The 22,581-nt window shown below is 72.0% G+C and carries 18 protein-coding genes and 3 pseudogenes; 13 read left to right on the top strand and 8 right to left on the bottom strand.

The window, feature by feature from the left end; genetic code table 11:
• Positions 1 to 5: 5 nt before the first annotated feature.
• Entirely contained in the window at positions 6 to 1,034 is a 1,029-nt protein-coding gene (locus tag G3I77_RS17460; RefSeq protein WP_248504969.1) for a Ku protein, read from the bottom strand.
• Positions 1,035 to 1,088: 54 nt separating this feature from the next.
• Here G3I77_RS17460 and ligD point away from each other — a divergent pair, with 54 nt between their 5' ends.
• Complete coding sequence (ligD, locus tag G3I77_RS17455; RefSeq protein WP_248504779.1) at positions 1,089 to 1,970, top strand: non-homologous end-joining DNA ligase; 882 nt, start codon at positions 1,089 to 1,091, stop codon at positions 1,968 to 1,970.
• A gap of 410 nt (positions 1,971 to 2,380) precedes the next feature.
• Here the strand turns inward: ligD and G3I77_RS17450 are convergent, their stop codons facing one another.
• Positions 2,381 to 3,184 (bottom strand): nuclease-related domain-containing protein, encoded by an 804-nt coding sequence (locus G3I77_RS17450; protein WP_248504776.1) that lies wholly within the window; start codon positions 3,182 to 3,184, stop codon positions 2,381 to 2,383.
• Between the two features lie 117 nt (positions 3,185 to 3,301).
• Between G3I77_RS17450 and G3I77_RS17445 the strand changes: the two genes are divergently transcribed.
• From G3I77_RS17445 to G3I77_RS17415, 7 genes and pseudogenes are all read left to right on the top strand, one after another.
• Positions 3,302 to 3,805: a dual specificity protein phosphatase family protein gene (locus G3I77_RS17445; RefSeq protein ID WP_248504774.1), complete on the top strand. Its 504-nt coding sequence runs from the start codon at positions 3,302 to 3,304 to the stop codon at positions 3,803 to 3,805.
• Between the two features lie 171 nt (positions 3,806 to 3,976).
• A complete protein-coding gene (locus tag G3I77_RS17440) occupies positions 3,977 to 4,750 on the top strand; it encodes a hypothetical protein (protein ID WP_248504772.1) in 774 nt (257 codons plus the stop codon).
• Complete coding sequence (locus G3I77_RS17435) at positions 4,747 to 5,994, top strand: ATP-binding protein (protein WP_248504770.1); 1,248 nt, start codon at positions 4,747 to 4,749, stop codon at positions 5,992 to 5,994. The genes G3I77_RS17440 and G3I77_RS17435 overlap by 4 nt, the downstream gene beginning before the upstream one ends.
• Before the next feature lie 114 nt (positions 5,995 to 6,108).
• Positions 6,109 to 6,483: an SH3 domain-containing protein gene (locus G3I77_RS17430; RefSeq protein ID WP_248504768.1), complete on the top strand. Its 375-nt coding sequence runs from the start codon at positions 6,109 to 6,111 to the stop codon at positions 6,481 to 6,483.
• 52 nt (positions 6,484 to 6,535) lie between these two features.
• Positions 6,536 to 7,900, top strand: a complete 1,365-nt coding sequence (locus G3I77_RS17425) for an FtsW/RodA/SpoVE family cell cycle protein (RefSeq protein ID WP_248504765.1) — start codon at positions 6,536 to 6,538, stop codon at positions 7,898 to 7,900.
• On the top strand, positions 7,897 to 9,357 hold the full coding sequence (locus G3I77_RS17420; RefSeq protein ID WP_248504763.1) for a penicillin-binding transpeptidase domain-containing protein: 1,461 nt from the start codon (positions 7,897 to 7,899) through the stop codon (positions 9,355 to 9,357). Before G3I77_RS17425 ends, G3I77_RS17420 begins: the two co-directional genes overlap by 4 nt.
• 62 nt (positions 9,358 to 9,419) lie before the next feature.
• Positions 9,420 to 9,961 (top strand): annotated as a pseudogene (locus G3I77_RS17415) (DUF3291 domain-containing protein).
• Positions 9,962 to 9,968: 7 nt separating this feature from the next.
• On the opposite strand, the pseudogene G3I77_RS17410 reads toward G3I77_RS17415, so the two are convergent.
• Positions 9,969 to 11,136 (bottom strand): annotated as a pseudogene (locus tag G3I77_RS17410) (ferritin-like domain-containing protein).
• Between the two features lie 121 nt (positions 11,137 to 11,257).
• On the opposite strand from G3I77_RS17410, the gene G3I77_RS17405 reads away from it, so the two are divergent.
• The 5 genes and pseudogenes from G3I77_RS17405 to G3I77_RS17385 all read left to right on the top strand — a co-directional run bounded on the left by G3I77_RS17405 (position 11,258) and on the right by G3I77_RS17385 (position 15,941).
• Entirely contained in the window at positions 11,258 to 12,196 is a 939-nt protein-coding gene (locus G3I77_RS17405) for a diiron oxygenase (RefSeq protein WP_248504761.1), read from the top strand.
• Positions 12,197 to 12,364: 168 nt separating this feature from the next.
• Positions 12,365 to 13,608 (top strand): annotated as a pseudogene (locus G3I77_RS17400) (RNA-guided endonuclease InsQ/TnpB family protein).
• A 27-nt stretch (positions 13,609 to 13,635) separates the two neighbouring features.
• Positions 13,636 to 14,289: a TetR/AcrR family transcriptional regulator gene (locus tag G3I77_RS17395; RefSeq protein ID WP_248504759.1), complete on the top strand. Its 654-nt coding sequence runs from the start codon at positions 13,636 to 13,638 to the stop codon at positions 14,287 to 14,289.
• 10 nt (positions 14,290 to 14,299) lie between these two features.
• Positions 14,300 to 14,623, top strand: coding sequence for a hypothetical protein (locus tag G3I77_RS17390; protein ID WP_248504757.1), 324 nt, complete (start codon positions 14,300 to 14,302; stop codon positions 14,621 to 14,623).
• A gap of 106 nt (positions 14,624 to 14,729) precedes the next feature.
• Positions 14,730 to 15,941 (top strand): NlpC/P60 family protein, encoded by a 1,212-nt coding sequence (locus tag G3I77_RS17385; protein WP_248504755.1) that lies wholly within the window; start codon positions 14,730 to 14,732, stop codon positions 15,939 to 15,941.
• Here the strand turns inward: G3I77_RS17385 and G3I77_RS17380 are convergent.
• The 5 genes from G3I77_RS17380 to G3I77_RS17360 are packed head-to-tail and all read right to left on the bottom strand — an operon-like array spanning position 15,905 to position 22,300.
• The gene (locus tag G3I77_RS17380; RefSeq protein WP_248504753.1) at positions 15,905 to 17,167 is read right to left on the bottom strand and encodes a styrene monooxygenase/indole monooxygenase family protein; all 1,263 of its coding nucleotides are present in this window, start codon (positions 17,165 to 17,167) and stop codon (positions 15,905 to 15,907) included. The genes G3I77_RS17385 and G3I77_RS17380 overlap by 37 nt on opposite strands.
• A 13-nt stretch (positions 17,168 to 17,180) precedes the next feature.
• Positions 17,181 to 17,828: an ATP/GTP-binding protein gene (locus G3I77_RS17375; RefSeq protein WP_248504751.1), complete on the bottom strand. Its 648-nt coding sequence runs from the start codon at positions 17,826 to 17,828 to the stop codon at positions 17,181 to 17,183.
• Positions 17,809 to 18,228 (bottom strand): DUF742 domain-containing protein, encoded by a 420-nt coding sequence (locus tag G3I77_RS17370; RefSeq protein ID WP_248504749.1) that lies wholly within the window; start codon positions 18,226 to 18,228, stop codon positions 17,809 to 17,811. The genes G3I77_RS17375 and G3I77_RS17370 overlap by 20 nt, the downstream gene beginning before the upstream one ends.
• Positions 18,225 to 18,749: a roadblock/LC7 domain-containing protein gene (locus G3I77_RS17365; RefSeq protein WP_248504746.1), complete on the bottom strand. Its 525-nt coding sequence runs from the start codon at positions 18,747 to 18,749 to the stop codon at positions 18,225 to 18,227. Before G3I77_RS17365 ends, G3I77_RS17370 begins: the two co-directional genes overlap by 4 nt.
• On the bottom strand, positions 18,746 to 22,300 hold the full coding sequence (locus tag G3I77_RS17360; RefSeq protein ID WP_282573086.1) for a nitrate- and nitrite sensing domain-containing protein: 3,555 nt from the start codon (positions 22,298 to 22,300) through the stop codon (positions 18,746 to 18,748). Before G3I77_RS17360 ends, G3I77_RS17365 begins: the two co-directional genes overlap by 4 nt.
• Positions 22,301 to 22,581: the final 281 nt, after the last annotated feature.

Here is a 22,581-nt window from a genome sequence, read left to right as displayed (position 1 = left end):
GCGGGTCAGGCCGAGCGCTTGCGGGACGACGACTTCTTCGCGGTCGTCTTCTTCGCGGTGCTCTTCGACGCCGTCTTCTTGGCCGACCCCTGGCCCGACTTGGCCGTCGACTTCTTCGCCGCCGTGGTCTTCTTGGCCGCCGTCTTCTTCGCGGTGGACGTCGACTTCTTGCCGCCGGTCTGCTTGGGGGCCGCGCGGGCCGTCTCGCGCTGCGGGAGCGACTTCACCTCGGCGTGCCCGGCGTCCTCGCCCCGGGACTCGCGGGCCGCGCGGACGCTGCTCTCCAGGGCCGCCATCAGGTCCAGCACCTTGCCGCCCGTGGCGGGTTCCGGGGCCTGGGGCGGGGCCTCGCCGGCGGCCTTCGCGGCGATGACCTCCTCCACGGCCTCGCGGTACTCGTCGTGCAGGTCCTCCAGGTCGACCTCGCCCAGGGTGTCCATCAGGGCGTCGGCCAGGTCCAGTTCCTGGTCACGGACGGTGACGTCGGTGTCGGGGGCCAGACCCTCGGGGGCACGGACCTCGTCCGGCCACAGCAGGCCGTGCATGGCGATGGCCTCGCCGACGACCCTGAGCATGCCCAGGCGTTCCCGTCCCCGCAGGGCGAACTTCGCGATCGCCACCTTGTTGCTGCGCTTCAGTGCCTCGCGCAGCAGAGTGTACGGCTTCGCGGCCGGGGCGCCACTGGCCTGGAGGTAGTACGCGGCGTCCATCTGGAGCGGGTCGATCCGGTCGGCCGGGACGAAGGCGACGATCTCGATCGTCTTGGCCGTCGGGAGCGGCAGGCTGGACAGGTCCTCCTCGGTGATCGGGATGATCGTGCCGTCCGCGTCCTCGTAGCCCTTGCCGATCTCCCCCTGGGTGACCTCGCGGTCCTCCAGTTCGCAGAATTTGCGGTAGCGGATGCGGCCGCCGTCCTCGGTGTGGATCTGGCGGAAGGAGATCGAGTGGCTCTCGGTGGCGTTCACCAGCTTGATCGGAATGCTGACCAGGCCGAACGAGATGGCGCCGTTCCATATGGATCTCACGTGCAGCACCCTTCCGGTCACGCTCGGGAGCGTTCGTCACGGTTTGCGTGGGATTCTTATCGTATGGCGCCTATCACAGAGGTGGAGGGGCGACGGCTCGCTCTCAGCAATCTGGAGAAGGTGCTGTATCCCGCCACCGGCTTCACCAAGGGCGAGGTGCTGCACTACTACGCCACCGTCGCCGAGGTCCTGCTGCCCCATCTGCGGGACCGGGCGGTGTCCTTCCTGCGCTACCCGGACGGTCCGGACGGGCAGGTGTTCTTCGCGAAGAACGTGCCGCCGGGTACGCCCGAGTGGGTCACCACCGCCGAGGTGCCACGGGTCGAGGGGCCCTCGCGGATGGTCCTGGTGCAGGATCTGCCGAGCCTGATGTGGTCGGCGAACCTCGTGACCGAGTTCCACACCCACCAGTGGCTCGTCGACACTCCGGACGAGGCCGACCGGATCGTGTTCGACCTCGATCCGGGGGCCCCGGCGAGCATCGTGCAGTGCTGCGAGGTCGCGCTGTGGCTGCGGGAACGGCTCGCGCGCGACGGCATCGAGGCCTACGCCAAGACCTCCGGCTCGAAGGGGCTGCATCTGCTCGCCGCCGTGCGCGGGGCGTCCTCCGAGCGGGTGTCCGAGTACGCCAAGGCGCTCGCCGTCGAGGCCGAGAAGGCCATGCCCCGGCTGGCGCTTCACCGGATGACCAGGAGCCTGCGACCGGGGAAGGTCTTCGTCGACTGGAGCCAGAACGCCGCCCGCAAGACGACGGCGGCCCCCTACACCCTCCGGGCCCGCCCGGAACCGACCGTCTCGGCCCCGGTGACCTGGGGGGAGATCGAGGAGTGCCGTACGCCTGGCCGGCTGGACTTCCATGCGGTCGACATCGCCCCGAGGATCCAGGACTACGGCGACCTGCTCGCACCGCTCCTGGACACGAACGGGGCCGGGACACTGCCGTAGCCGGACAGCCGGCGGAATTGCGGCCCCGGGTACGCCCACGACCGGCCGGGGCCGTCGATCCGCCGCCGGACGGCCTGGGCTTCCGGCGGGCCCGGGCATCTTCCCGGCGGGCAGTGCTACGACGACGTGCCCCCTCCGGCCCTCGACGAGAACGCGGCCGGGCCGCCGCGGTCGCGGGGCGGGCGACAGACCGCGACGCCGGGTACGCCACGACCGGCCGGGGCCATCGCGCCGCCGCCGGGCCGCCGGGGCCTCATGCCCCGCCCGGCCCGGCCCTCTGCGCGGGCGGCATCAGCCCGGGCGGTCCGTCGGCGTGTGCTCGAGCCGCTCGACCCGACCTCGCACTGCCCGCAAACGTGTACGCCGTTCGTTCGGTGTCAGGGCGCCCGCCCGCCCGACCCTCGCATCCTTCACACCCGCGCCCACGTGTTCCGGTCGCGGGCCATCGCGTGCAGGGCCTCCACGTCCGCCGGTTTCAGGACTGCGTCCCGTCGGGACAGGCCTTCCACCTCCTCGGCCGTCAGGACGTGGACCTCCCGTGGGGCGGCCGGGATCGAGAGGGCCGCCGGGTCCACCAGGGCGAGTACCGGGCGGACCTCGGCCGTCAGGGCGTAGGAGGCGCGGTCGGCGTCGCCGCGGAGGCGGCGGAGGAGTGGGTGGGGGTCGCGGCGGCCCAGGGTGACCATGGGGTCGGTGATCCGGACGCGCTGCTTGCGGGCGTGGAGCGTGTGGACGGCGTAGAGCCCGCCGGGGCCGATCAGCAGGTGGTGGATGCGGTCGCCCCCGGGGAGCGGCACGGAGTGCAGGGCGTGCCAGCCCGCGCCGTCGAGGCGGTCCAGGGCGTCGCCGACCGTCTGCTCGGCCGCCAGGGCCCTGCGGCGCGGGTCGGGGCGCAGCCGGTGGGTGGGGCCGGGGTCACGGTCGAGGGCGACGATGAGGGCCTCCCCGGGGCGGTTGGGGGCCAGGTCGTCGTCGGGGTGGAGGGAGAGGCGGGCCAGTTCGGCGGGGGTCGGCACCGGGGGCGGCCCCACCGTCACGGAGCCGGTGATGAAGGGCCCGAGGGCCCGCAGGACGTCGTCCTCGCGGTCCTCGCCGAGCAGGTTCACCCGGGCCGCCTCACGGTCGTACCAGGCGATGTTCCTGCCGTCCGGGAGGCAGACGTACAGCCGCTCCCGGCCGTGCCGCCAGGTCGGTATGACGCGCAGTCCGCTCATGCACCATCACCCCAGTCCATGGGAACAGGCGGGGTGCTGCGGGGGCAAGAAGCCGGTTACCTTTGAGGAGTTGGGCCTGCCCGCGGACCCTCGGGCGGTAATGGTGGGGAGGCGCCGTTGCGTACCCGCAGTAAACCCGACGTGCCCGCCCCGGAGAGTCCGTGGAACGAGGTCGTCCCCGGGCTCTGGATGGGCGGTCACGAGTACACGGGGGCCTTGGGCCATCCGGAGTTCGCCGTCGTACGGGACGAGTTCGAGCTCGTGCAGACGTTGCTGCGGCTGCCGGGGCACGGGCCCGATCCGGGTGTCCGGCACCACGTGTGGCCCATCCCCGACGGGCCGCTGGACGGGACGCAGCTCGCCGGGGTGATCCGGCTGGCCGAGGCCGCGTGCGAGGCGCTGGACGAGGGCCGCAGGGTCCTCGTCCGCTGTTACCACGGGTACAACCGCTCCGGTCTCGTCGTCGCGCACGCGCTGATGCGCCAGGGCAGCTCCGCCGACGCGGCGATCCGGCTGATCCGGGCCCGCCGCTCGCCCTGGGCGCTGCACAACGACCTGTTCGTCGAGTACCTGCGGGCCGGGCTGGCCACGGCCCGGCTGCTGGAGGAGCTCACCGAGTAGCACGGCACACCTGCGACCGCACACCTACGGCGGCATAGCTACGGCCGCGCACCCACGACCGCCCGCATACGGCCGCCCTCTCGCGCAAATGGGACTTCCCTACGAATAAGGTGTACGCGGCCGACGGTCGCGTCCGTGCCGTGTGATCGCCCACGAACCGCCAGGAGTGCAGTGCCCCTCAGCCGCCCCGGACAGGCCGCCCGTCGCCTCGCCGTCGTCGCCCTCCTGCTGGCCGCCGCCGTGGGCTGCGGGGACGCCGGCGGGCTGGAGGGCGCGGGGTCGACCCCGACGGCGGAGGGACCGGCCCGGCTCTGGCCGGAGCTGACCCCGGCGTCGAGCCCGGCGTTCGAGATCGGCGAGGTGAACACCGAGGTGGTCAAGGGGGTGAAGGTCCCCGGCGACGACATCCGCCGGGTGGACCCGGTCGAGATCGTCCGGGCCGAGATCGCCGGGAGCCCCGGCGACTACGACGGCGACAAGGCGCCCTACCGCGACACCAAGCGCAGGATGGCCGACTGCGCGAAGGGCCCGGGGCAGGGGAAGTGCCCGGTGCTCAGGCCGTACTACCGGGACCTGACCGGCGACGGGCGCGACGACCTGACGCTGGGCTTCCCGCTGCTGCCCGGCAAGATGACCGCGGTCCGCGTCTACACCGTCGAGAAGCACCGGCTGGTGCAGGTGATGTCGTGGGAGGACGCGTTGAGCGGCGTCGAGCTGGCCGGGCGTTCCCTGGTCATCCGCTCGCCGTCGGAGGTCGCGGGCTACGAGTACCGGCTGCAGTGGACCTGGGACCGGGACCAGCGGGCCATGCTCCTCACCCACGACGAGATGCTGCGCACCGGCCCGCGCAAGCACTCCCGGCGCCCTTCGGCCTCCCCCACCCTCTTCCCGTCCGGGTCCACGTCAGGCTCCCCGTCCGGCTCCCCCTCGGCGAGCGGCGGATGAGACCCGCACTCCCCCAGTGGACCGGAACGCTCGCCGCGAAGGCCGCCGCGTTCATCACGGTGATGTGCTGCGCGCTGGCGGCCCTGCTCGGCGTCCTGGTGCATGTGCAGGTGACGAACCAGACCGTGGGGCAGGCCCGCGACCAGGCGTTGCAGCGGCTGGCGCAGGCGACGGAGCGGTACGAGGCCGGGGACACGCTGCGGCGGGGCGCCGGGGTGGATCCGCCGGAGCTGCCCGGGGAGCTGCGGGAGCTGGCGGTGGCCGGGGACCGCGGCACGATGGTCGCCGACCGCGCGGGACGCCCCACGATGTGGGCGGCGGGCCCCGTCGACGGCGAGCGGGCGCTGGCCGTGGCGGTCGACTACTCGCAGCAGGCCCGCACGATCGACGGCCTCGACCGGGCGATCGTGTGGTCCTCGGGCCTGGCGATCGGGGCGACGCTGCTGGTCGGGGCGTTCGCGGTGACGCGGGTGACGCGGCGGCTGCACACCACGGCGCTGGTGGCCCGGCGGATCAGCGCGGGCGACCTGGACGCGCGCGTGAACGACCCCCGCACGGGCCCGCGCGCGATGGCCAGCCCGCAGGACGAGGTGGCCGCGGTCGCCGCCGCGCTGGACTCCATGGCGGCCTCGCTCCAGGGCAAACTGCTCGCCGAGCAGCGCTTCACGGCGGATGTCGCGCACGAGCTGCGCACACCGCTGACCGGGCTGCACGCGGCGGCGGAACTGCTGCCGCCGGGCCGTCCGACGGAACTGGTCCGCGACCGGGTGGCGGCGCTGCGCACCCTCACCGAGGACCTGCTGGAGATCTCCCGGCTGGACACCGGCCGGGAGCGGCTGGAGCTGGACACCGAGCGGTTGGGGCCGCTGGCCGAGCGAGCGGTGCGGGCGGCGGGGAACGGCACGGAGGTCAGGGTCCTACGGGATGCGTCCGTGGAGACGGACCGGCGGCGGCTGGAGCGGGTGCTGGGCAATCTCGTGGCGAACGCGCACACGCACGGGCGGGGGCCCGTGGTGCTGACCGTGGACGGTCCGGTGGTGACCGTTCGCGACCACGGGGACGGGTTTCCCGAGTACCTGGTCGCGCACGGGCCGCAGCGGTTCCGCACGGAGGGCGGTACGCGGGGGCACGGGCTGGGGCTGACCATCGCGCGGGGGCAGGCCGAGGTGCTGGGAGCCCGGCTGGAGTTCGCGAACGCGCCGGAGGGCGGGGCGGTGGCCACCCTGAAACTCGCGGCGGAGTGAGAGCCCGGGGCCCGCCCTCCTATGGCCCAGCGTGAGGGGCGGCACCCCCTGGGCGCCCCTAATGTGGCGATTAGTCAGTTTCGGCACGTTCGCCACCACATGGAGGTATCCCCCATGTCCCTGCGCACCCGTCTCTCCATAACCACCGCCGCCGGGCTCCTCGCCGCCGCGGCCGCCGTCACGCCCGCCGCCGCCGCGCACGACGACTGGGACCCGGCGGGCGGCAACGGCAATCACCAGAACCACCACGACCAGGGCCTCTACGAGGGTGTCGTCACGGCGAACACGCTGGCGCTGCGCAGCGCCCCGAACCGCGGCTCGCAGATCATCCGATACGCCCACCGGGGCGACATCGTCAAGATCTTCTGCAAGACCGGCGGCGAGACCGTGCAGGGCAATCCGCTCTGGTACCTGCTGACGGACGGCACCTGGGCCTGGGGCGCGGCCCGGTACATCGACAACGTCGGCCCCGCGCCACGCTGGTGCTGACACTCGATCACCCAAAGGTACACAAGGCGCACTGTTTGGGTAGGTTCCGGACATGAGCAAGGCCGGAATCACCGTGGCGACGGCGGACCCGCCCGCGCCCGCCGTCCGCCGCCTCCCCCGGCGCCGGGGCATCGAACTCGCCCTCATCGTGCTGGCCGTCCTGCTGTCGGTGTACGGCTACTGCGCCGTGGGCATCGCCCGGCACGGAGCGCTTCCGCCCGGCGCCGCGGGCTACGGCGCCGGCCTCGGTGTACTGGCGCTGCTGGCCCATCTGGCGGTACGCCTGCGCGCCCCGTACGCCGACCCCCTGCTCCTCCCGATCGGGGTGCTGCTCAACGGGCTCGGCCTGGTGCTGATCTACCGGCTCGACCTGGAAACCCCGGGCGACCGGGCGGCACCGGCCCAGCTGGTGTGGTCGACGCTGGGCGTGGCGCTGTTCATCCTGGTCGTCCTGCTGCTGCGCGACCACCGGGTGCTCCAGCGCTACACGTACGTCTGTGTGGTCGCGGCCCTGGTCCTGCTCACGCTGCCGATCCTGTTCCCGGCGGTGAACGGGGCCCGCATCTGGATCCGCATCGCCGGGTTCTCCATCCAGCCGGGCGAGTTCGCGAAGGTGCTGCTGGCGGTGTTCTTCGCCGCGTACCTGGCGGCGAACCGCAACGCCCTCGCCTACACCGGCCGCCGCGTCTGGAAGCTCCAGCTCCCCACCGGCCGCGTCCTCGGCCCGATCGTCGCCGTCTGGCTGGTGAGCGTGGGCGTGCTCATCCTGGAACGCGACCTCGGCACCTCGCTGCTGTTCTTCGGCCTGTTCGTGGTCCTCCTCTACGTCGCCACCGGCCGCACCGGATGGATCGCGGTCGGCCTGCTGCTGGCCGCGCTGGGCGCGGTCGCCGTGGGCCGCCTTGAGCCGCACGTGCACAGCAGGATCGAGACCTGGCTGCACCCCTTCGCCTCCATCGAGGCGGGCGAGGGCGCGAACCAGCTCGCCCAGTCGCTGTTCGCCTTCGCGGAGGGCGGCATGCTCGGCACGGGCCTCGGACTCGGCCACTCGTTCCTCATCGGCTTCGCCGTGAAGTCCGACTTCATCCTGGCCACCGCGGGCGAGGAGCTCGGCCTGGCCGGCCTGTCCGCGATCTTCCTCCTCTACGGCCTGCTGGTGGAGCGCGGCTTTCGCGCGGGCCTCGCGCAGCGCGAGCCCTTCGGCCGGCTGCTGGCGGTCGGCCTCGCCTCGCTGGTGGCGCTCCAGGTGTTCGTGATCGCGGGCGGCGTGACCGGCCTGATCCCGCTGACCGGCATGGCGATGCCGTTCCTGGCGCAGGGCGGCTCCTCGGTGGTCACCAACTGGGCGATCGTGGCGCTGCTGGCCCGGGTGAGCGACTCGGCCCGGCGGAGTTACGACGGGCAGGACGCCCGGTGACCCCGCACATCCGGCACGCCGGATACTTCTGCGCCCTGCTGCTGGTGGCCCTGCTGCTGAACGCCGCCCGCGTCCAGGTCGTCCAGGCGCCGTCGTACGACCGCAACCCGGCCAACCGGCGGCCCGACATCACCCGCTACGAGCAGCCCCGCGGGGACATCCTGGTCGGCGGGCGGCCCGTCACCGGCTCCAGGGACACCCGCGAGCACCTGCGCTACGAACGGACCTACACCGACGGCCCGTTGTACGCCCCGGTCACCGGCTTCGCCTCCCAGCTGTACGGGACGACGCTCCTGGAGGGCACCGAGGACGGCGTGCTGTCCGGGGCGGATCCGATGCTCGCGCCCTTCCCGCTGTGGAACGACTTCACGCGTGCGCGCAACGCCGGCGGAGACGTGGTCACGACACTCCACCCGGCCGCTCAGGAGGCCGCCTACAAGGGGCTCGCGGGCCGCAAGGGCGCGGTGGCGGCGCTGGAGCCGTCGACCGGCCGGATCCTGGCCCTGGTGTCCGCCCCGTCCTACGACCCGCAGCCGCTGTCCGGCAACGGCTCGGCGGCGGCCCGGGCCTGGTCGCGGCTCAACGCGGACAAGGACCGCCCGATGCTCAACCGGGCGGTGCGGCAGACGTATCCGCCGGGTTCCACCTTCAAGGTCGTCACCGCGGCCGCCGCGCTGGACGCCGGTGTGGTCACGGACCTGGAGGCGCCGACCGGCTCCCCCGACCCCTACCGGCTGCCCGGGACGCGGACGCGCCTGACCAACGCGTCGAAGGGCTGCAAGGACGCCTCCGTGCGCAAGGCCTTCACCCTCTCCTGCAACACGGTGTTCGCCAAGCTCGGTGTGGAGGTGGGCGTGACGGGCATGACGGCCACGGCCCACGCCTTCGGCTTCAACAACGGGGAGCTGAGAATCCCCTTCCCGGTGGCCCGGTCCACCTTCGACACCACCCTGGACAAGGCACAGCTGGCGCTGTCGTCGATCGGCCAGTACAACACCCGCGCCACCCCGCTCCAGATGGCGATGGTCGCTGCGGCCGTGGCCAACGGCGGGCAGGTGCGGGACCCCTACCTGGTGGAGCGCACGACCCGGCCGGGCGGCAGCACCCTCGCGACGGCCGGCTCGCGGGCGATCCGCCAGGCGATGTACCCGTCCACCGCCGTCCGGCTGCGGGCGATGATGCGGGACGTGGTCGAGAACGGCGGCGGACGCAAAGCCGCCATCCGCGGCGCCAAGGTCGGCGGCAAGACCGGCACCGCCCAGCACGGCCTCGGCAACTCCGGGACGCCGTACGCCTGGTTCGTCTCCTGGGCGCAGGGTGAGCGCGACCTGGCGGCGCGGGTGGCGGTCGCGGTCGTCGTGGAGGACGCGGAGGCGGAGCGCGGGGACATCAGCGGAGGCGGTGACGCGGCGCCGATCGCGCGGGCGGTGATGGAGGCGGTGCTCAAGTCCCGGTGAGGGTTGCCCAGTTGGTGAGACGGGACTACCACCGCGAAAACTCCCGACCTAACGCTCGGTACATGACTGAGCCCGCTGCCACGTACGAACTCGCCGAGGTCAACATCGCCCGTCTCAAGGCACCGCTGGACTCCCCGCGGCTGAAGGACTTCGTCGACAACCTGGACCCGGTGAACGCCGACGCCGACGCGGCCGACGGTTTCGTCTGGCGCCTGCAGGGCGACACCGGCAACGCCACGGACGTGTCCGTCTTCGGCGACTCCTGGCTGATCCTCAACATGTCGGTGTGGCGCGACGCCGACTCGCTGACGGCGTACATGTACCAGGGCGGGCACCGGGAGATGCTCGCCCGTCGTCGCGTGGGGGTCCCCCCACGCCCTTAAGGCAGTGGGGGAGGTTCGAGCGCATCGAGGAGGCCATGGTCGCCCTGTGGTGGGTGCCGGCAGGCCACCGCCCCACGGCCACGGAGGCGGAAGCCCGCCTCCTCCACATCCGCACCCACGGCCCGACCCCGTACGCCTTCACGCTGCGGACCCAGTTCCCGCCCCAGGGCGCGGCACCGCTGCTCGGCGAAGTGCCGGAGGGACTGGGCTGCGCACTCTGACGGGCGCTCACTCCACGGCCCGCCGCCCCGCGTCGATCGCCCCCCGCACCTCCGCCACCCGCTCCTTCTCCTCCGCCGCGAAGCGCTCGGCGTCGAGTCGCTCGGCGATCTCCTCGTCCTCGGACATCAGCAGGTCCAGGCTGGAGTCGCCCATCTCCAGGACGCCCATGTCGACGTAGGCCTGCTGGAGGCGTTCGCCCCACAGGCCGATGTCCTTGACGCAGGGGACGATGCGGCTGAAGAGGAGCTTGCGGAACAGGGTGAGGAACTCGGACTGCTCGCTGCACTCCTCCGCCTCGGCCTTCGGGATGCCGAAGTTCTCCAGGACCTCCACGCCCCGCAGCCGGTCGCGCATGAGGTAGCAGCCCTCGATGACGAACTCCTCGCGCTCCCTCAGCTCGGCGTCCGTGAGCTGCCGGTAGTAGTCGCGCAGGGCCATCCGCCCGAAGGCCACGTGCCGGGCCTCGTCCTGCATGACGTACGCGAGGATCTGCTTCGGCAGCGGCTTGTCCGTCGTGTCCCTGATCATGCCGAAGGCGGCCAGTGCGAGGCCCTCGATCAGCACCTGCATGCCCAGGTACGGCATGTCCCAGCGCGCGTCGCGCAGCGTGTCGTCCAGCAGGGACTGGAGGTTGTCGTTGATCGGGTACAGCAGCCCGATCTTCTCGTGCAGGAAGCGGCCGTAGATCTCGGCGTGCCGGGCCTCGTCCATGGTCTGGGTCGCGGAGTAGAACTTCGCGTCCAGGTCGGGGACCGACTCCACGATCCGCGCGGCGCAGATCATCGCGCCCTGCTCGCCGTGCAGGAACTGGCTGAACTGCCAGGAGGCGTAATGCCGGCGCAGGTCGCCCTTGTCCTTGTCCGTCAGCTTCGCCCAGTGCCTGGTCCCGTAGAGGGACATCGCCTCGTCGGGGGTCCCGAGCGGATCGTACGGATCCACCTCCACCTCCCAGTCGATGCGTTTCCGGCCGTCCCACTGCTTGTCCTTGCCCTTCTGGTAGAGGGCCAGGAGGCAGTTTCCGGCCGTCCCACTGCTTGTCCTTGCCCTTCTGGTAGAGGGCCAGGAGGCGCTCGCGCCCGTCGTCGTACTCCCAGTTGAAACGGGCCGCGCCGCTCGCCGGCACCTGCCGGACGGGCTCTTCCGGTTCCTCGGTGTACAGGTCGAAGGTCGGCATGCCCGCAGGCTCACAGAAGGTAGACATCGGGTCAACAAGTAGCGCGCAGGGGATTGACGAGCTTGCTGACAGGCAGTCTCATAAGAGAAACAGTGACGTGTGCACAACGAGGTGGGCAGCCATGACGACCCTGACGGAAGCCGACGCGCTCGACGGCCTGCGCGATGCCCTCGGCCTGCTGAAGGACCGGGAGCAGGTGGCCCAGCGGCTGCTCGACTCCTCCGCCAAGCACTCCTTCGACCCGGACAAGGAGCTGGACTGGGACGCGCCCTTCGAGGAGGGCAAGTGGTTCTGGCCGCCGGAGCTGGTGTCGCTCTACGACACCCCGCTGTGGAAGCGGATGGGCGAGGAGCAGCGGATCCTGCTCTCCCAGCACGAGGCGGCGGCCCTGGCGTCCCTGGGCATCTGGTTCGAGATCATCCTGATGCAGCTGCTGGTGCGGCACATCTACGACAAGGCGGCCACGAGCGCGCACGTCCGTTACGCGCTCACCGAGATCGAGGACGAGTGCCGGCACTCCAAGATGTTCGCCCGGCTGATAGCCCAGGGCGACACGCCCTGGTACCCGGTCAGCCGCGCGCACCAGCACCTGGGCCGCCTGTTCAAGACCATCTCCACCACGCCGGGTTCCTTCACGGCGACCCTGCTGGGTGAGGAGGTCCTGGACTGGATGCAGCGGCTGACGTTCCCCGACGAGCGCGTACAGACCCTGGTCCGCGGCGTCACCCGCATCCACGTCGTGGAGGAGGCCCGCCACGTCCGCTACGCCCGCGAGGAACTCCGCCGCCAGATGGTGACGGCCCCCAAGTGGTCCCAGGAGTTCACCCGCATCACCTCCGGCGAGTTCGCCCGCGTCTTCTCGGTGGCCTTCGTCAACCCCGACGTCTACACCAACGTGGGCCTGGACAAGCGAGAGGCTCTCGCCCAGGTACGGGCGAGCGGACACCGCCGGGAGGTCATGCAGAACGGCTCCAAGCGCCTGACCGACTTCCTCGACGACATCGGGGTGCTGCGGGGAGTCGGACGACGCCTGTGGAAGTCGTCGGGGCTGCTGGCGTAGCCACGTGGCTCCATCAAGCCCATGCAGGGTGACTACTGAGCGGCTGCCCGACGCGATGGAGAGACTCACCTCAAAGCCCTCGAACGTATTTGCTCACATCGCGTACAATTCCGGTTGGATGTGATCTTTCGCCGCGAGCGGTCGCGAAGCATCCATACGGTGATCCGTATGCAGCTCCGCTACAACTACCGGGCCTACCCGGACGCCGCCCAGTGCCGTGCGCTGGCGAGGGCGTTCGGGTGCACCCGCGTGGTGTGGAACGACTGCCGGCGCGACCGGAAGCACGCACACGCGGCGGGGCTGCCGTATGTGAAGTCGGCGGAGCTGTCGCGTCTGCGCATCACCCAGGCCAAGCGCACCGAGGAGCGTGCCTGGCTGGCCGACGTGTCGGCGGTCGTACTGCAGCAGTCCCTGCGGGACCTGGACACCGCCTACAAGAACTTCTTCGACAGCCTGAGCGGCAAGCGGTAGGGCCGGAAGGTGTGCCCGCCCCGGTACAAGTCGAAGAAGGACACCCGGCAGTCGATCCGCCTCAACGCCAACGCCTTCTCCCTTCGGGACGACGGCGCGGTGTACGTGGCCAAAGTCGGCCACATCAAGGTCAAGTGGTCCCGCCCTCTGCCGGCCGCGCCCACGTCCCTGACCGTCACCAAGGACAGCTGCGGCCGCTACTTCCTCGGCTTCGTCGTGGACACCGAGCCGGACATCCTCCCCGAGCTGGAGACCGACACCGGGATCGATCTGGGCCTGTCCGCCTTCGCGGTCCTGTCCGACGGCACCAAGATCCACAGCCCGCGCTTCCTGCGCCGGGCCGAGAAGAAACTCAAGCGCCTCGGGCGGGAGCTGTCGCGCAAGGTCAGGGGATCGAAGAACCGGGCCAAGGCCCGCATCAAGATCGCACGCCAGCACGCGCGTGTGGCCAATCGGCGCCGGGACTTCCACCACAAGGCATCCACACAGATCATCCGCGACAACCAAGCGGTGTACGTGGAAAACCTCGCGGTGTCCGGTCTCGGCCGCACCCGGCTCGCCACGTCCGTGCACGACGCGGGGTGGTCCGCGTTCGTCGGCATGCTGGAGTACAAGGCGGTCAAGCACGGCCGCACCTTTACCAAAGTGGACCGTGCCTTCCCGTCCTCTCAGGTCTGCTCGGCCTGTGGGTTCCGGGACGGCCCCAAGCCCCTGCACGTCCGCAAGTGGACGTGCGGCGCGTGCGGCACGGTGCACGACCGTGACCACAACGCAGCCCGCAACGTCCTCTTCGAGGGACGCCGTATCGTCGCCGCCGGACGGGCGGAGACGCTAAACGCCTGTGGAGCGCCGGTAAGACGGGCACCCGTGTCCGCGCAGCGCGGTGAAGCAGGAAGCCCCCGGAAGGGTCAGCGACCCAGGCCGACGTCCCTGGACTTTAGGCCAGGGAGCACGTCAAGCTTCGAGGCATGACACCAGCCGCCCCCACCCCCGCCTACCGGCGACTCAGCGTCGAGGAACGCCGCAGTCAGCTGCTCACCTCCGCGCTGAACCTCTTCGCCCACCGCGCCCCGGAGGAGGTGTCCCTCGACGACGTGGCGGAGGCGGCCGGGGTCTCGCGGCCCCTGGTGTACCGCTACTTCCCGGGCGGCAAGCAGCAGCTCTACGAGGCCGCCCTGCGCTCCGCCGCCGACGAGCTCCAGCACTGCTTCGACGAACCCCGCGAGGGCCCCCTCCTCCCCCGCCTCTCCCGCGCCCTCGACCGCTACGTCACCTTCGTCGACCAGCACGACGCCGGGTTCAGCGCCCTCCTCCAGGGCGGCAGCGTCGTCGAGACCTCCCGTACCACCGCCATCGTCGACGGCGTACGCCGTGCCGCCGCCGAGCACATCGTCAGGCACCTGGAGGTCACCGAGCCGGGTCCGCGCCTGCGCATGACCATCCGCATGTGGATCACCGCCGTGGAGGCGTCGTCGCTCATCTGGCTGGACGAGGACAAGCAGCCCTCGGCCGAGGAGCTCCGCGACTGGCTCGTCGAGCAGTTCGTGGCGATGCTGACGGTGACCGCCCGCCGCGACCCGCAGACCGACGCCCTGGTCCAGGCGCTCGCCGAGGATGTCTGACACTGATCCCGTGAAGAGCGAAGACACCCCCTTCGAGGGCGGCCCCATGGACGGCAGAGTCCTGCCCGTCCTCGTCGGCATCACCGGCCACCCGCCCAAGACGTACCGCATCCCCGTCCCGGACCCCGACGGCGGACCGGACACCGTGCTCGTCTACCGCCGGGTCCCACGGGGACCGGGCAAGGTCGGCCTGACCAACCGCTGGAAGTACGAGTACGCCCCGGAGGGCGTCCCGGCCCGCCGGCTCAACTGGCCCTGGTCGAAGCCGGACGCCACGCCCCGCGGCAATCCAGACGCCACGCCGCCCGGCAAGCCGGACGACGCCGACGGGTGACCCCGTTGCGCCGAACCGCGCACACTCACCGCGCGCGCCGCTCGCCCACGCCTGATCCTCACGGTGTCCGGCGGCACCACGCCGCCCCCGCAACGGAGGTGATGGCATGTCAGGAAAGCTTCTGCGTCTGGTCTGCATCGCGGCGACGGCGGCCGGAACCGTCCTGGCCCCCGTCCCGGCAGCGGCCGTTCCCGAACCGGACACGGAACAGCGGCACGTCGCCGAGCTGCTGACAGACCTTCAGAAGCTGTACAGGAAGGCCGAGGAGGCCACCGAGGCCTACAACGCCACCGAGGAGAAGCTGAAGAAGCAGCGCGCCGAGACCGACCGCCTGGAGCGCGCCCTCGCCCGCGCCCGGCTCTCGCTGCACGACAGCCGGGGCGCGGCCGGCCGGCTGGCCCGGCAGCAGTACCAGAGCAGCACCGACATCTCCCCGTACGTACGCCTGCTCCTGGCCCGCGACCCGCAGCACGCGATCGACCAGGGCCATGTGATCGGAAGGCTCGCACAGGAGCGGGCCGACACCATCGGCCGGCTGACCGGCAACGAGCGCAAGGCCCAGGAGCTGGCCCGCAAGGCCCGCACGGCCCTGGACCGGCAGCTCGCCCTCACCGAGCGGCGCAAGAAGGAACGGGACGAGGTCCGCGCCCGCCTCCACGACGTCGAGGGACTGCTCGCCTCCCTCAGCCGCGACCAGCTCACCGACCTCGCCGAGTTCGAGCAGGACGGCATCGCGAAGGCCCAGGAGAAGTTCATGGCGTCCGGCGCGCTCGGCAGCGACCGCAGCAGCGACAAAGGCGAGGGCGAGGACAGCGGGGGAATCAGCGGGAGCAGCAGTGTCCGCACCCCGTCGGCCGAGGGCGGCCGGGCCTTGCGCTACGCCGTGCGGCAGCTCGGCAAGCCGTACGAGTGGGGCGCGGAGGGCCCGAAGACGTACGACTGCTCGGGGCTGACCTCGCAGGCCTGGGCCGAGGCCGGGACGCCCATCCCCCGGACCAGCCAGGAGCAGTGGAAGCAGCTGGAGCGGATCCCGCTGGACGAGCTGCGCCCGGGCGACCTGATCGTGTATTTCCCGAAGGCCACGCACGTGGCGCTCTACCTCGGCGACGGCATGGTCGTCCAGGCACCCCGGCCGGGCGCGAAGGTGAAGGTGTCACCGATCGCGGCCAACCCGGTCCTGGGCGCCGTGCGACCGGACCCGGACGGGGAGCCCCTGCGGCGCTACGAGCCGCCGGAGCTCCCCGAAGGCGCCACGGACGGGTCGGACGAGGGCTACGAGGGTTACGCGGCGCCCGCGCCGGACACCTCGGCCAGGTAGGCCTGGGTCTTGTCCGGGTCGTAGAAGAAGTTCTCGAAGTCGGACGGGTCGTTGAAGCCGTTGGCGAAGCGGTCGGCGACCGGCTGGAGCCCACCGGCGGCGCCGATGAGGTTCAGGACGTGCTCCGGCGGCGGCGCGAGCATCGTGTTGGTCCACTTGGTGACGTGCTGGGCGGTGTCCCAGTAGCGGTCGAACGTGGCCCGCATCCACTCCTCGTCGAACGGCTTGTCGCCGTGCTCGACGATCGAGGAGAGGTACGCGGCGGCACACTTGGACGCCGAGTTGGAACCCTGCCCGGTGATCGGGTCGTTCGCCACGACGACGTCCGCCACGCCCAGCACGAGTCCACCGCCGGGAAGGCGGCCGATCGGGTTGCGGACGGTGGGGGCGTAGCGCCCGGCCAGCGTGCCGCCCGCGTCGGTCAGTTCGACCTTGGTGGCCCGCGCGTACTCCCAGGGGACGTACCGCTCCATGAGTTCCAGGGTCAGGGAGAGGTGCTCCGCGGGGTCCTTGACGCCGTTGAAGGCGTCGAGCGGGCCGCCGGGTATGCCCTCCCAGAACAGGATGTCGGCGCGGCCGGAGGTGGTCAGGGTGGGCATGACGAACAGCTCGCCGACACCCGGCACGAGGTTGCAGCGGACCCCTTCGGTGTCGGGGTGCTCGGGGCGCGGGCCGAGGCCGTGCACGTACGCGACGGCCAGCGCGCGCTGCGGTTCGCTGTACGGGGAGCGCTCCGCGTCGCGGCCGAACATCTGGACCAGTTCGCCCTTGCCGGCCGCGACGAGCACGAGGTCGTAGGTGCGGGAGAAGTAGTCGAGGTCGCCGACGGCCGCGCCGTGGATGACGAGCTGTCCGCCGCGCTGGGCGAACGTCTCCATCCAGCCGGCCATCTTCACGCGCTGGTCGACCGACTGCGCGTACCCGTCGAGCCTGCCCAGCCAGTCGATCGCCCGGGCCGCGGGGCCTTCGGCCCAGGAGCCGGGCGCGGCGACCGAGACGCCGAGTCCTTCGATCTTCGGGGCCTGGGACTCCCAGAAGTTCAGCTGGAGATCGCGCTCGTGCTGCAGGGCGGTGTGGAACATGCACTGCGTCGACATGACCCGGCCGGTGCGGATCTCGTCCGCCGTCCGGTTGGACATCAGGGTGACCTCGTACCCCTGCGACTGGAGGCCGAGAGCTATCTGGAGCCCGGACTGACCGGCTCCGACGACGAGTATCTTCCGCATGCGGGGCTGTCCTCTACTCGGGGGTTTCGTCGAGCGCGTGGCCCACGAGGGCCAGGAGGGTCTCGATCACGGAGATCCGGCGACGCGCGTCCATGATCATGACAGGTATGTGTTGCGGGATGGTCAAGGCCTCCCGCACATCCTCCGGCTCGAACAGCTCGCTGCCGTCGAAGTGGTTGACCGCGACCACGTAGGGCAGTCCGGAGCTCTCGAAGTAGTCCAGGACCGGGAAGCAGTCCTTCAGGCGGCGGGTGTCGGCCAGCACGACGGCGCCGATGGCGCCGCGCACGATGTCGTCCCACATGAACCAGAACCGCTGCTGGCCCGGCGTGCCGAACAGGTAGAGCACCAGGTCGTCGTCGAGCGTGATGCGCCCGAAGTCCATCGCCACGGTGGTGGTGGACTTGCCCGGTGTGGCGGTGAGGTCGTCGGTCGCCTCGCTCGCCTCGGTCATCAGCGCCTCGGTCTGCAGGGGCGTGATCTCCGAGACGGCGGTGACCAGCGTGGTCTTGCCCACGCCGAAGCCGCCCGCCACCACGATCTTCGTGGCGATCGGGGCTCGGGTGCGGTCCGTCTCCCAGGCGTGCATGCTCTCGCCGGGCTGGACGAACGGGGACGAACCAGAGACGCCGTGAGCGACGTCAGAGACGACGGAGTCCACTCAGCACCCTTTCCAGCAGAGCTCGGTCCGGGCGGCCCGTGCCATGGCCGGTGCCCGTTCCGTACACACGGATCTTTCCCTGGTCCGCGAGGTCGCTGAGGAGCACGCGGACCACGCCGAGCGGCATCTTCAGCAGCGCGGCGATCTCGGCCACCGTACGCATCCGGCGGCACAGTTCGACGATGGCCCGCAGCTCCGGCATGACGCGGGTGGAGAGGGAGCCGTTCGTCAGCTCCTTGCGCTCCTCCGGGGCCTCCAGCGCGGCCGTGCTCGCCACGAACGTCTCCACGAGGAGGACGTGGCCGAAGCGGGTACGGCCGCCGGTGAGCGAGTAGGGGCGGACCCGGGCGGGTTTGCGGTCGCCGCCGCGGACCGGGAGGTGATGCTTCGGCGTACTCATCGGGCACTCCCCGTCGTCTGGGAATCCTCCAGGGATTTACGGAGCTCGCTGCGGAGTTCGGGCGTCAGGACGTGACCGGCGCGGCCGACGAACAGGGCCATGTGGTACGCCACCACGCTCATGTCGCAGTCCGCGGAACCGTGGACGCCGAGCAGCGAGCCGTCGCTGATCGACATCACGAACAGGCTGCCCTCGTCCATCGCGATCATCGTGTGCCGCACCCCGCCGAAGTCCATCAGCCTGGCGGCTCCGATGGTGAGGCTGCCGATGCCGGAGACGATGGTGGCCAGGTCGGCGGCGGAGCCGCGCGGGCCGGTACGCCGGGTCCCGCGGGCCTGCAGGGCCTCCCTCGCCTCCTTGTTGCGGTGGTTGTCGGAGGAGAGCAGCAGCAGCCCGTCGGACGAGACGACCGCGACCGAGAGGATGCCGGGTACCTCCTCGACGAGGTTGGTCAGCAGCCAGTGCAGGTTGCGGGCCTCACTGCTCAGTCCGATCAGTCCGAAGGTACTGGGAGCGGTCAACTGCTTGCCTCCTCGACTGTGCCCCCCGTGGCTTCTTCGGGTTCAGCTGGTCCTGCTCCGCCGGTGGCCGGCCGCTGGTGCGAGGCCGTCCGCTCGGCGATCTCCGCCTCCACGTCGCGGTGGCCGGCCTGGGCGCCCTGGCGGAAGCCGCCGAGACGGCGGCGCAGGGCTTCGGCGTCGACGGAGCCGCTGCGCTGGCGCGGGGCGGTGGTCTGTGCGGTGATCTTCGGGGTGCGCTTGGGGAGGCCCTTGTCGGTGACGCGGTCCTCCTCCTCATCGGGCGCGCGCTCGTGCTCCGGGCTCTCGTCCGCGTCGCCGGTGCGGGTCGCTTCCTCGGGTGCGGCTGCCCACGGCGGGCCGGTCTCCCCACCGGCGCCCGCGTGTTCACCCCCGACCGGGTCCGACGCCCCCGGCTGCAACGGGATCAGCAGCTCCATCGTGGTTTCCGCGGGGGACTCCACGGGGGCGGTGGTCGTGGCGGGGTCGGCGCGGGGCGCAGGCTGGGTCGGCGTCGCCGGGGCGGCGGGCGTTGCCGGGTCGGCGGGCGCGGCCGGCCCAGTGGGCGTCGCCAGGTCGCCGGGCACGGCCGGCTCGGCAGACGTCGCGGGGCCGACGGGCGATGCAGGGTCGGTGTACACGGCCGACTCGGCGTGCGTCGCCGGGGCGGCGGGCGCGGCCGGCTCAGCGGGCGTCGTCAGGTCGGCGGGAGCGGCCGGGGTGGTGAGCATCCCCAGGTCGTCGCCCGCGGCCGGCTCCGCAGGCGTCGCGGGTCCGACGTGCGTCGCAGGGTCGGCGTGCACGGCCCGCTCGGCGGGCGTCGCCGACTCCGCTTGCGTCGCCGGGCCGGCGGGCGCGGCCGGCTCAGCGGGCGTCGCCAGGCCGGCGGGAGCGGCCGGGGTGGTGAGCATCCCCAGGTCGTCGCCCGCGGCCGGCTCCGCAGGCGTCGCGGGTCCGACGTGCGTCGCAGGGTCGGCGTGCACGGCCCGCTCGGCGGGCGTCGCCGACTCCGCTTGCGTCGCCGGGCCGGCGGGCGCGGCCGGCTCAGCGGGCGTCGTCAGGTCGGCGGGCGCGGCCGGCTCAGCGGGCTTCGCCAGGTCGCCGAGCGTTGCAGAGTCGGCGTGCACAGCCGACTCGGCGTGCGTCGCCGACTCTGCGTTCGTCGCCAGGTCGGCCTGCGTGGCCGACCCGGTGTGTGCCGCCGGGGTTGCCGCCTCGGGTGCCTCCGTCGCCTCGGCCCGTTCCGGCTTCCCGGTCGGTTCCGGGTGCTGGGCGGCAGTGGTGATCTCCGCCGCCTCGTCCTGCCGTACCGCCTTCTCCGCCAGGGCCACCAACGGGTCGTCGCCGGCCGCGCGACCGTGCAGGACGTTGGAGTTGGCCTCGGCGTCGGCGCCCGGGAAGGAGAAGGAGGGGGTCGTGCCGGCGAGGGGGCCGGACGTCGGGACGGCCACCGGCGGGGCGGCGGCGAGGAGCGTGCGCGGCAGGACGACGACCGCCGCGACACCGCCCTGCTTCTGCTCGCGCAACTGGACGCGCACGCCGTGGCGGTGGGCGAGCCGGGCGACGACGTACAGGCCGAGGCCGAGACCGTCCTCGCCCTCCTGGTCGTAGGGCGCCTCGGGGTCGAAGTCGGTGAGGCGGGAGTTGAGGCGCTCCAGCCGGTTCTCGGTCATGCCGATGCCCTCGTCCTGGACGGAGAGCATGACCTCGCCGTTCTCCAGGAGCCAGCCGGAGATCTCGACGGGCAGGTCGGGCGGGGAGAACGAGGTGGCGTTCTCCATGAGTTCGGCCAGCAGGTGGGAGAGGTCGTCCGCGGCGAACCCGGCGATGTGCGCGTGCGGCGGCAGCGCGGCGATCCGGACCCGCTCGTACCGCTCGATCTCGCTCACCGCGGCACGGACGACGTCCACCAGCGGCACCGGCCCGGCGGCGTGCTGGACGTGCTCGGTACCGGCGAGGACCAGCAGGTTCTCGCTGTGCCGGCGCATGACCGTCGCGAAGTGGTCGAGCTTGAACAGCGTGGCGAGCCGGTCCGGGTCCTGCTCGCGCTCCTCCAGGTTCTCGATGACGGCCAGTTGCCGCTCGACCAGTCCGAGGGTGCGCAGGGCGAGGTTGACGAACGTCCCGCCGATGGCCGTGCGCAGCCGCTCCAGCTGGGCGGCGGACTCGGCGAGTTCGCCGCGCAGTTCCTCGCGTGCGTCGGCCATCTTCTGACGCTGGCCGACCAGGTGCTTGCGGTCGGACTCCAGCGTGGTGATCCGCTCGGTGAGGGCGGCCGCGTGCGTGTGCAGGGCGTTGACGGAGCGCACGACCTGGGCGAACTCGTCGTTGCGGCCCGTGAACTTCACCGGCTCCTCGGCCACCGGGTCGTCGGCCTCGGCGAGCCGCTTCGACCCCAGGCGCAGGACCGCGAGCGGACGGGTGAGGCTGCGGGCCATGCCCGTGGCGACACCGACGGCGAGCAGCATGAGGGCGCCGAGGACGGCGATGCGGATCTCCAGCGCGGTGACGTCGTCGTCGCGCAGCGCCTCGAGGTCCTTGGTGCGGCGGTCGTAGAGGGCCGACTCCACGCCCCGCATCAGGTCGACGCGGGCGGACAGGGCCGCGTCCAGCTTCTTGGTGCCGATGGCGAGGTCGCTGCGGGAGAGCGTCGGCTGGTCGGTCAGGGTGGCGAGGTACTTGTCGGCGGAGTTGACCTCGGTGCCGGTGACCGTGGAGTCGAAGGAGGCACGGGCCGGCTTGGGCGCGGTGCCGCGGAAGTCGGCCAGGGCCGCGTCGGAGCGCAGCCGGGCCTGCTGGGCGGCGGCGCTCAGGGCGTCGCGCTGCCGGGTGTCGGCGTCCGAGGAGGTGGAGGTCTCGGTCGGCAGGCCGGTGACGGGGTCGATGACCGTCTCGGTGCTGCGCGGCACGCTCAGCGCGGCGAGCAGCAGCCCGCGGGCCGCGGCGGCCTGCTGGACGCCGGAGTCCAGCTCGGCCAGCGCGTAGCCGCCGGCACCCGCGCGCGGCGGCGTCTGCTGCGCCAGTTGCTCGGCGAGCCCGTGGAGTTCGGTGATGGCGGTGGAGTACGCCTGGTGCGCTTCGAGGGCGCTGCTCTTGCCGGTGAGCGCCGCCCTGCGCACGGCCGCTATGCCGTCGAGGTCCGAGCGCAGCGAGGCGGGCGTGTCGGTGTCGGACCGCAGCTCCTCGACCTGCCGGTCCACCCGGGCGCTGCGCTGCTCGGAGGGGGCCTTGGACTTGGGGCGCCCGGCCGCGATGTAGGAGGTGACGTCGTCCCGCTCGTCGGCGAGGGAGTGCGCGAGGGCGAGGGCGTCCTGCGTCTGCTCCGCGAGCGTCACCAGCTCCTGGGAGTCGTGGAGTTCCCCGGAGGCGGCGAGGACGGACGGGGCTCCGGCACCGGCGATGGCCGCGGCGACCACGGCCACGGCGACGATCAGCCGGTTGCGTACGTGCGTGGGGCGGCCCTTGCCGGTGGGGGGCGTCGGCTCAGCGCCCCGACCGGGGGCCGTCTGCTTGCCTGTGCGACGAGGCCGCGTCTTCTGCACCGGTGCTCGCATTCCTGACTCGTGAACCCTTGGGCCCGGATGACGCTCCGTCAACTGGTGCGTACTCCCGGTACACTTACCGACCCTCCCAGCGCCGGTGGGCAGCGCACGCGCATCACCTGACCCGCCACCCGAAGGAGTGAACCTCGGACGGGAGTTGAGGGGCAAGTTCCGCAGGCCGTTCCAGCAGCCGCGCGCGGCACGCCGGTTGGACGACGGCGACGGCCGGTGGCAGTATTCGCCACCACGTCTTCCCGGAACAAATCATTCCATCCCAAACCCGGCGTCTGACC

The sequence above is a fragment of the Streptomyces sp. D2-8 genome, assembly GCF_023184515.1.
Taxonomy (GTDB): Bacteria; Actinomycetota; Actinomycetes; order Streptomycetales; family Streptomycetaceae; genus Streptomyces.
Note: the sequence above shows the minus strand (reverse complement) of the source record. Positions and strands in the feature narration are given on the sequence as shown.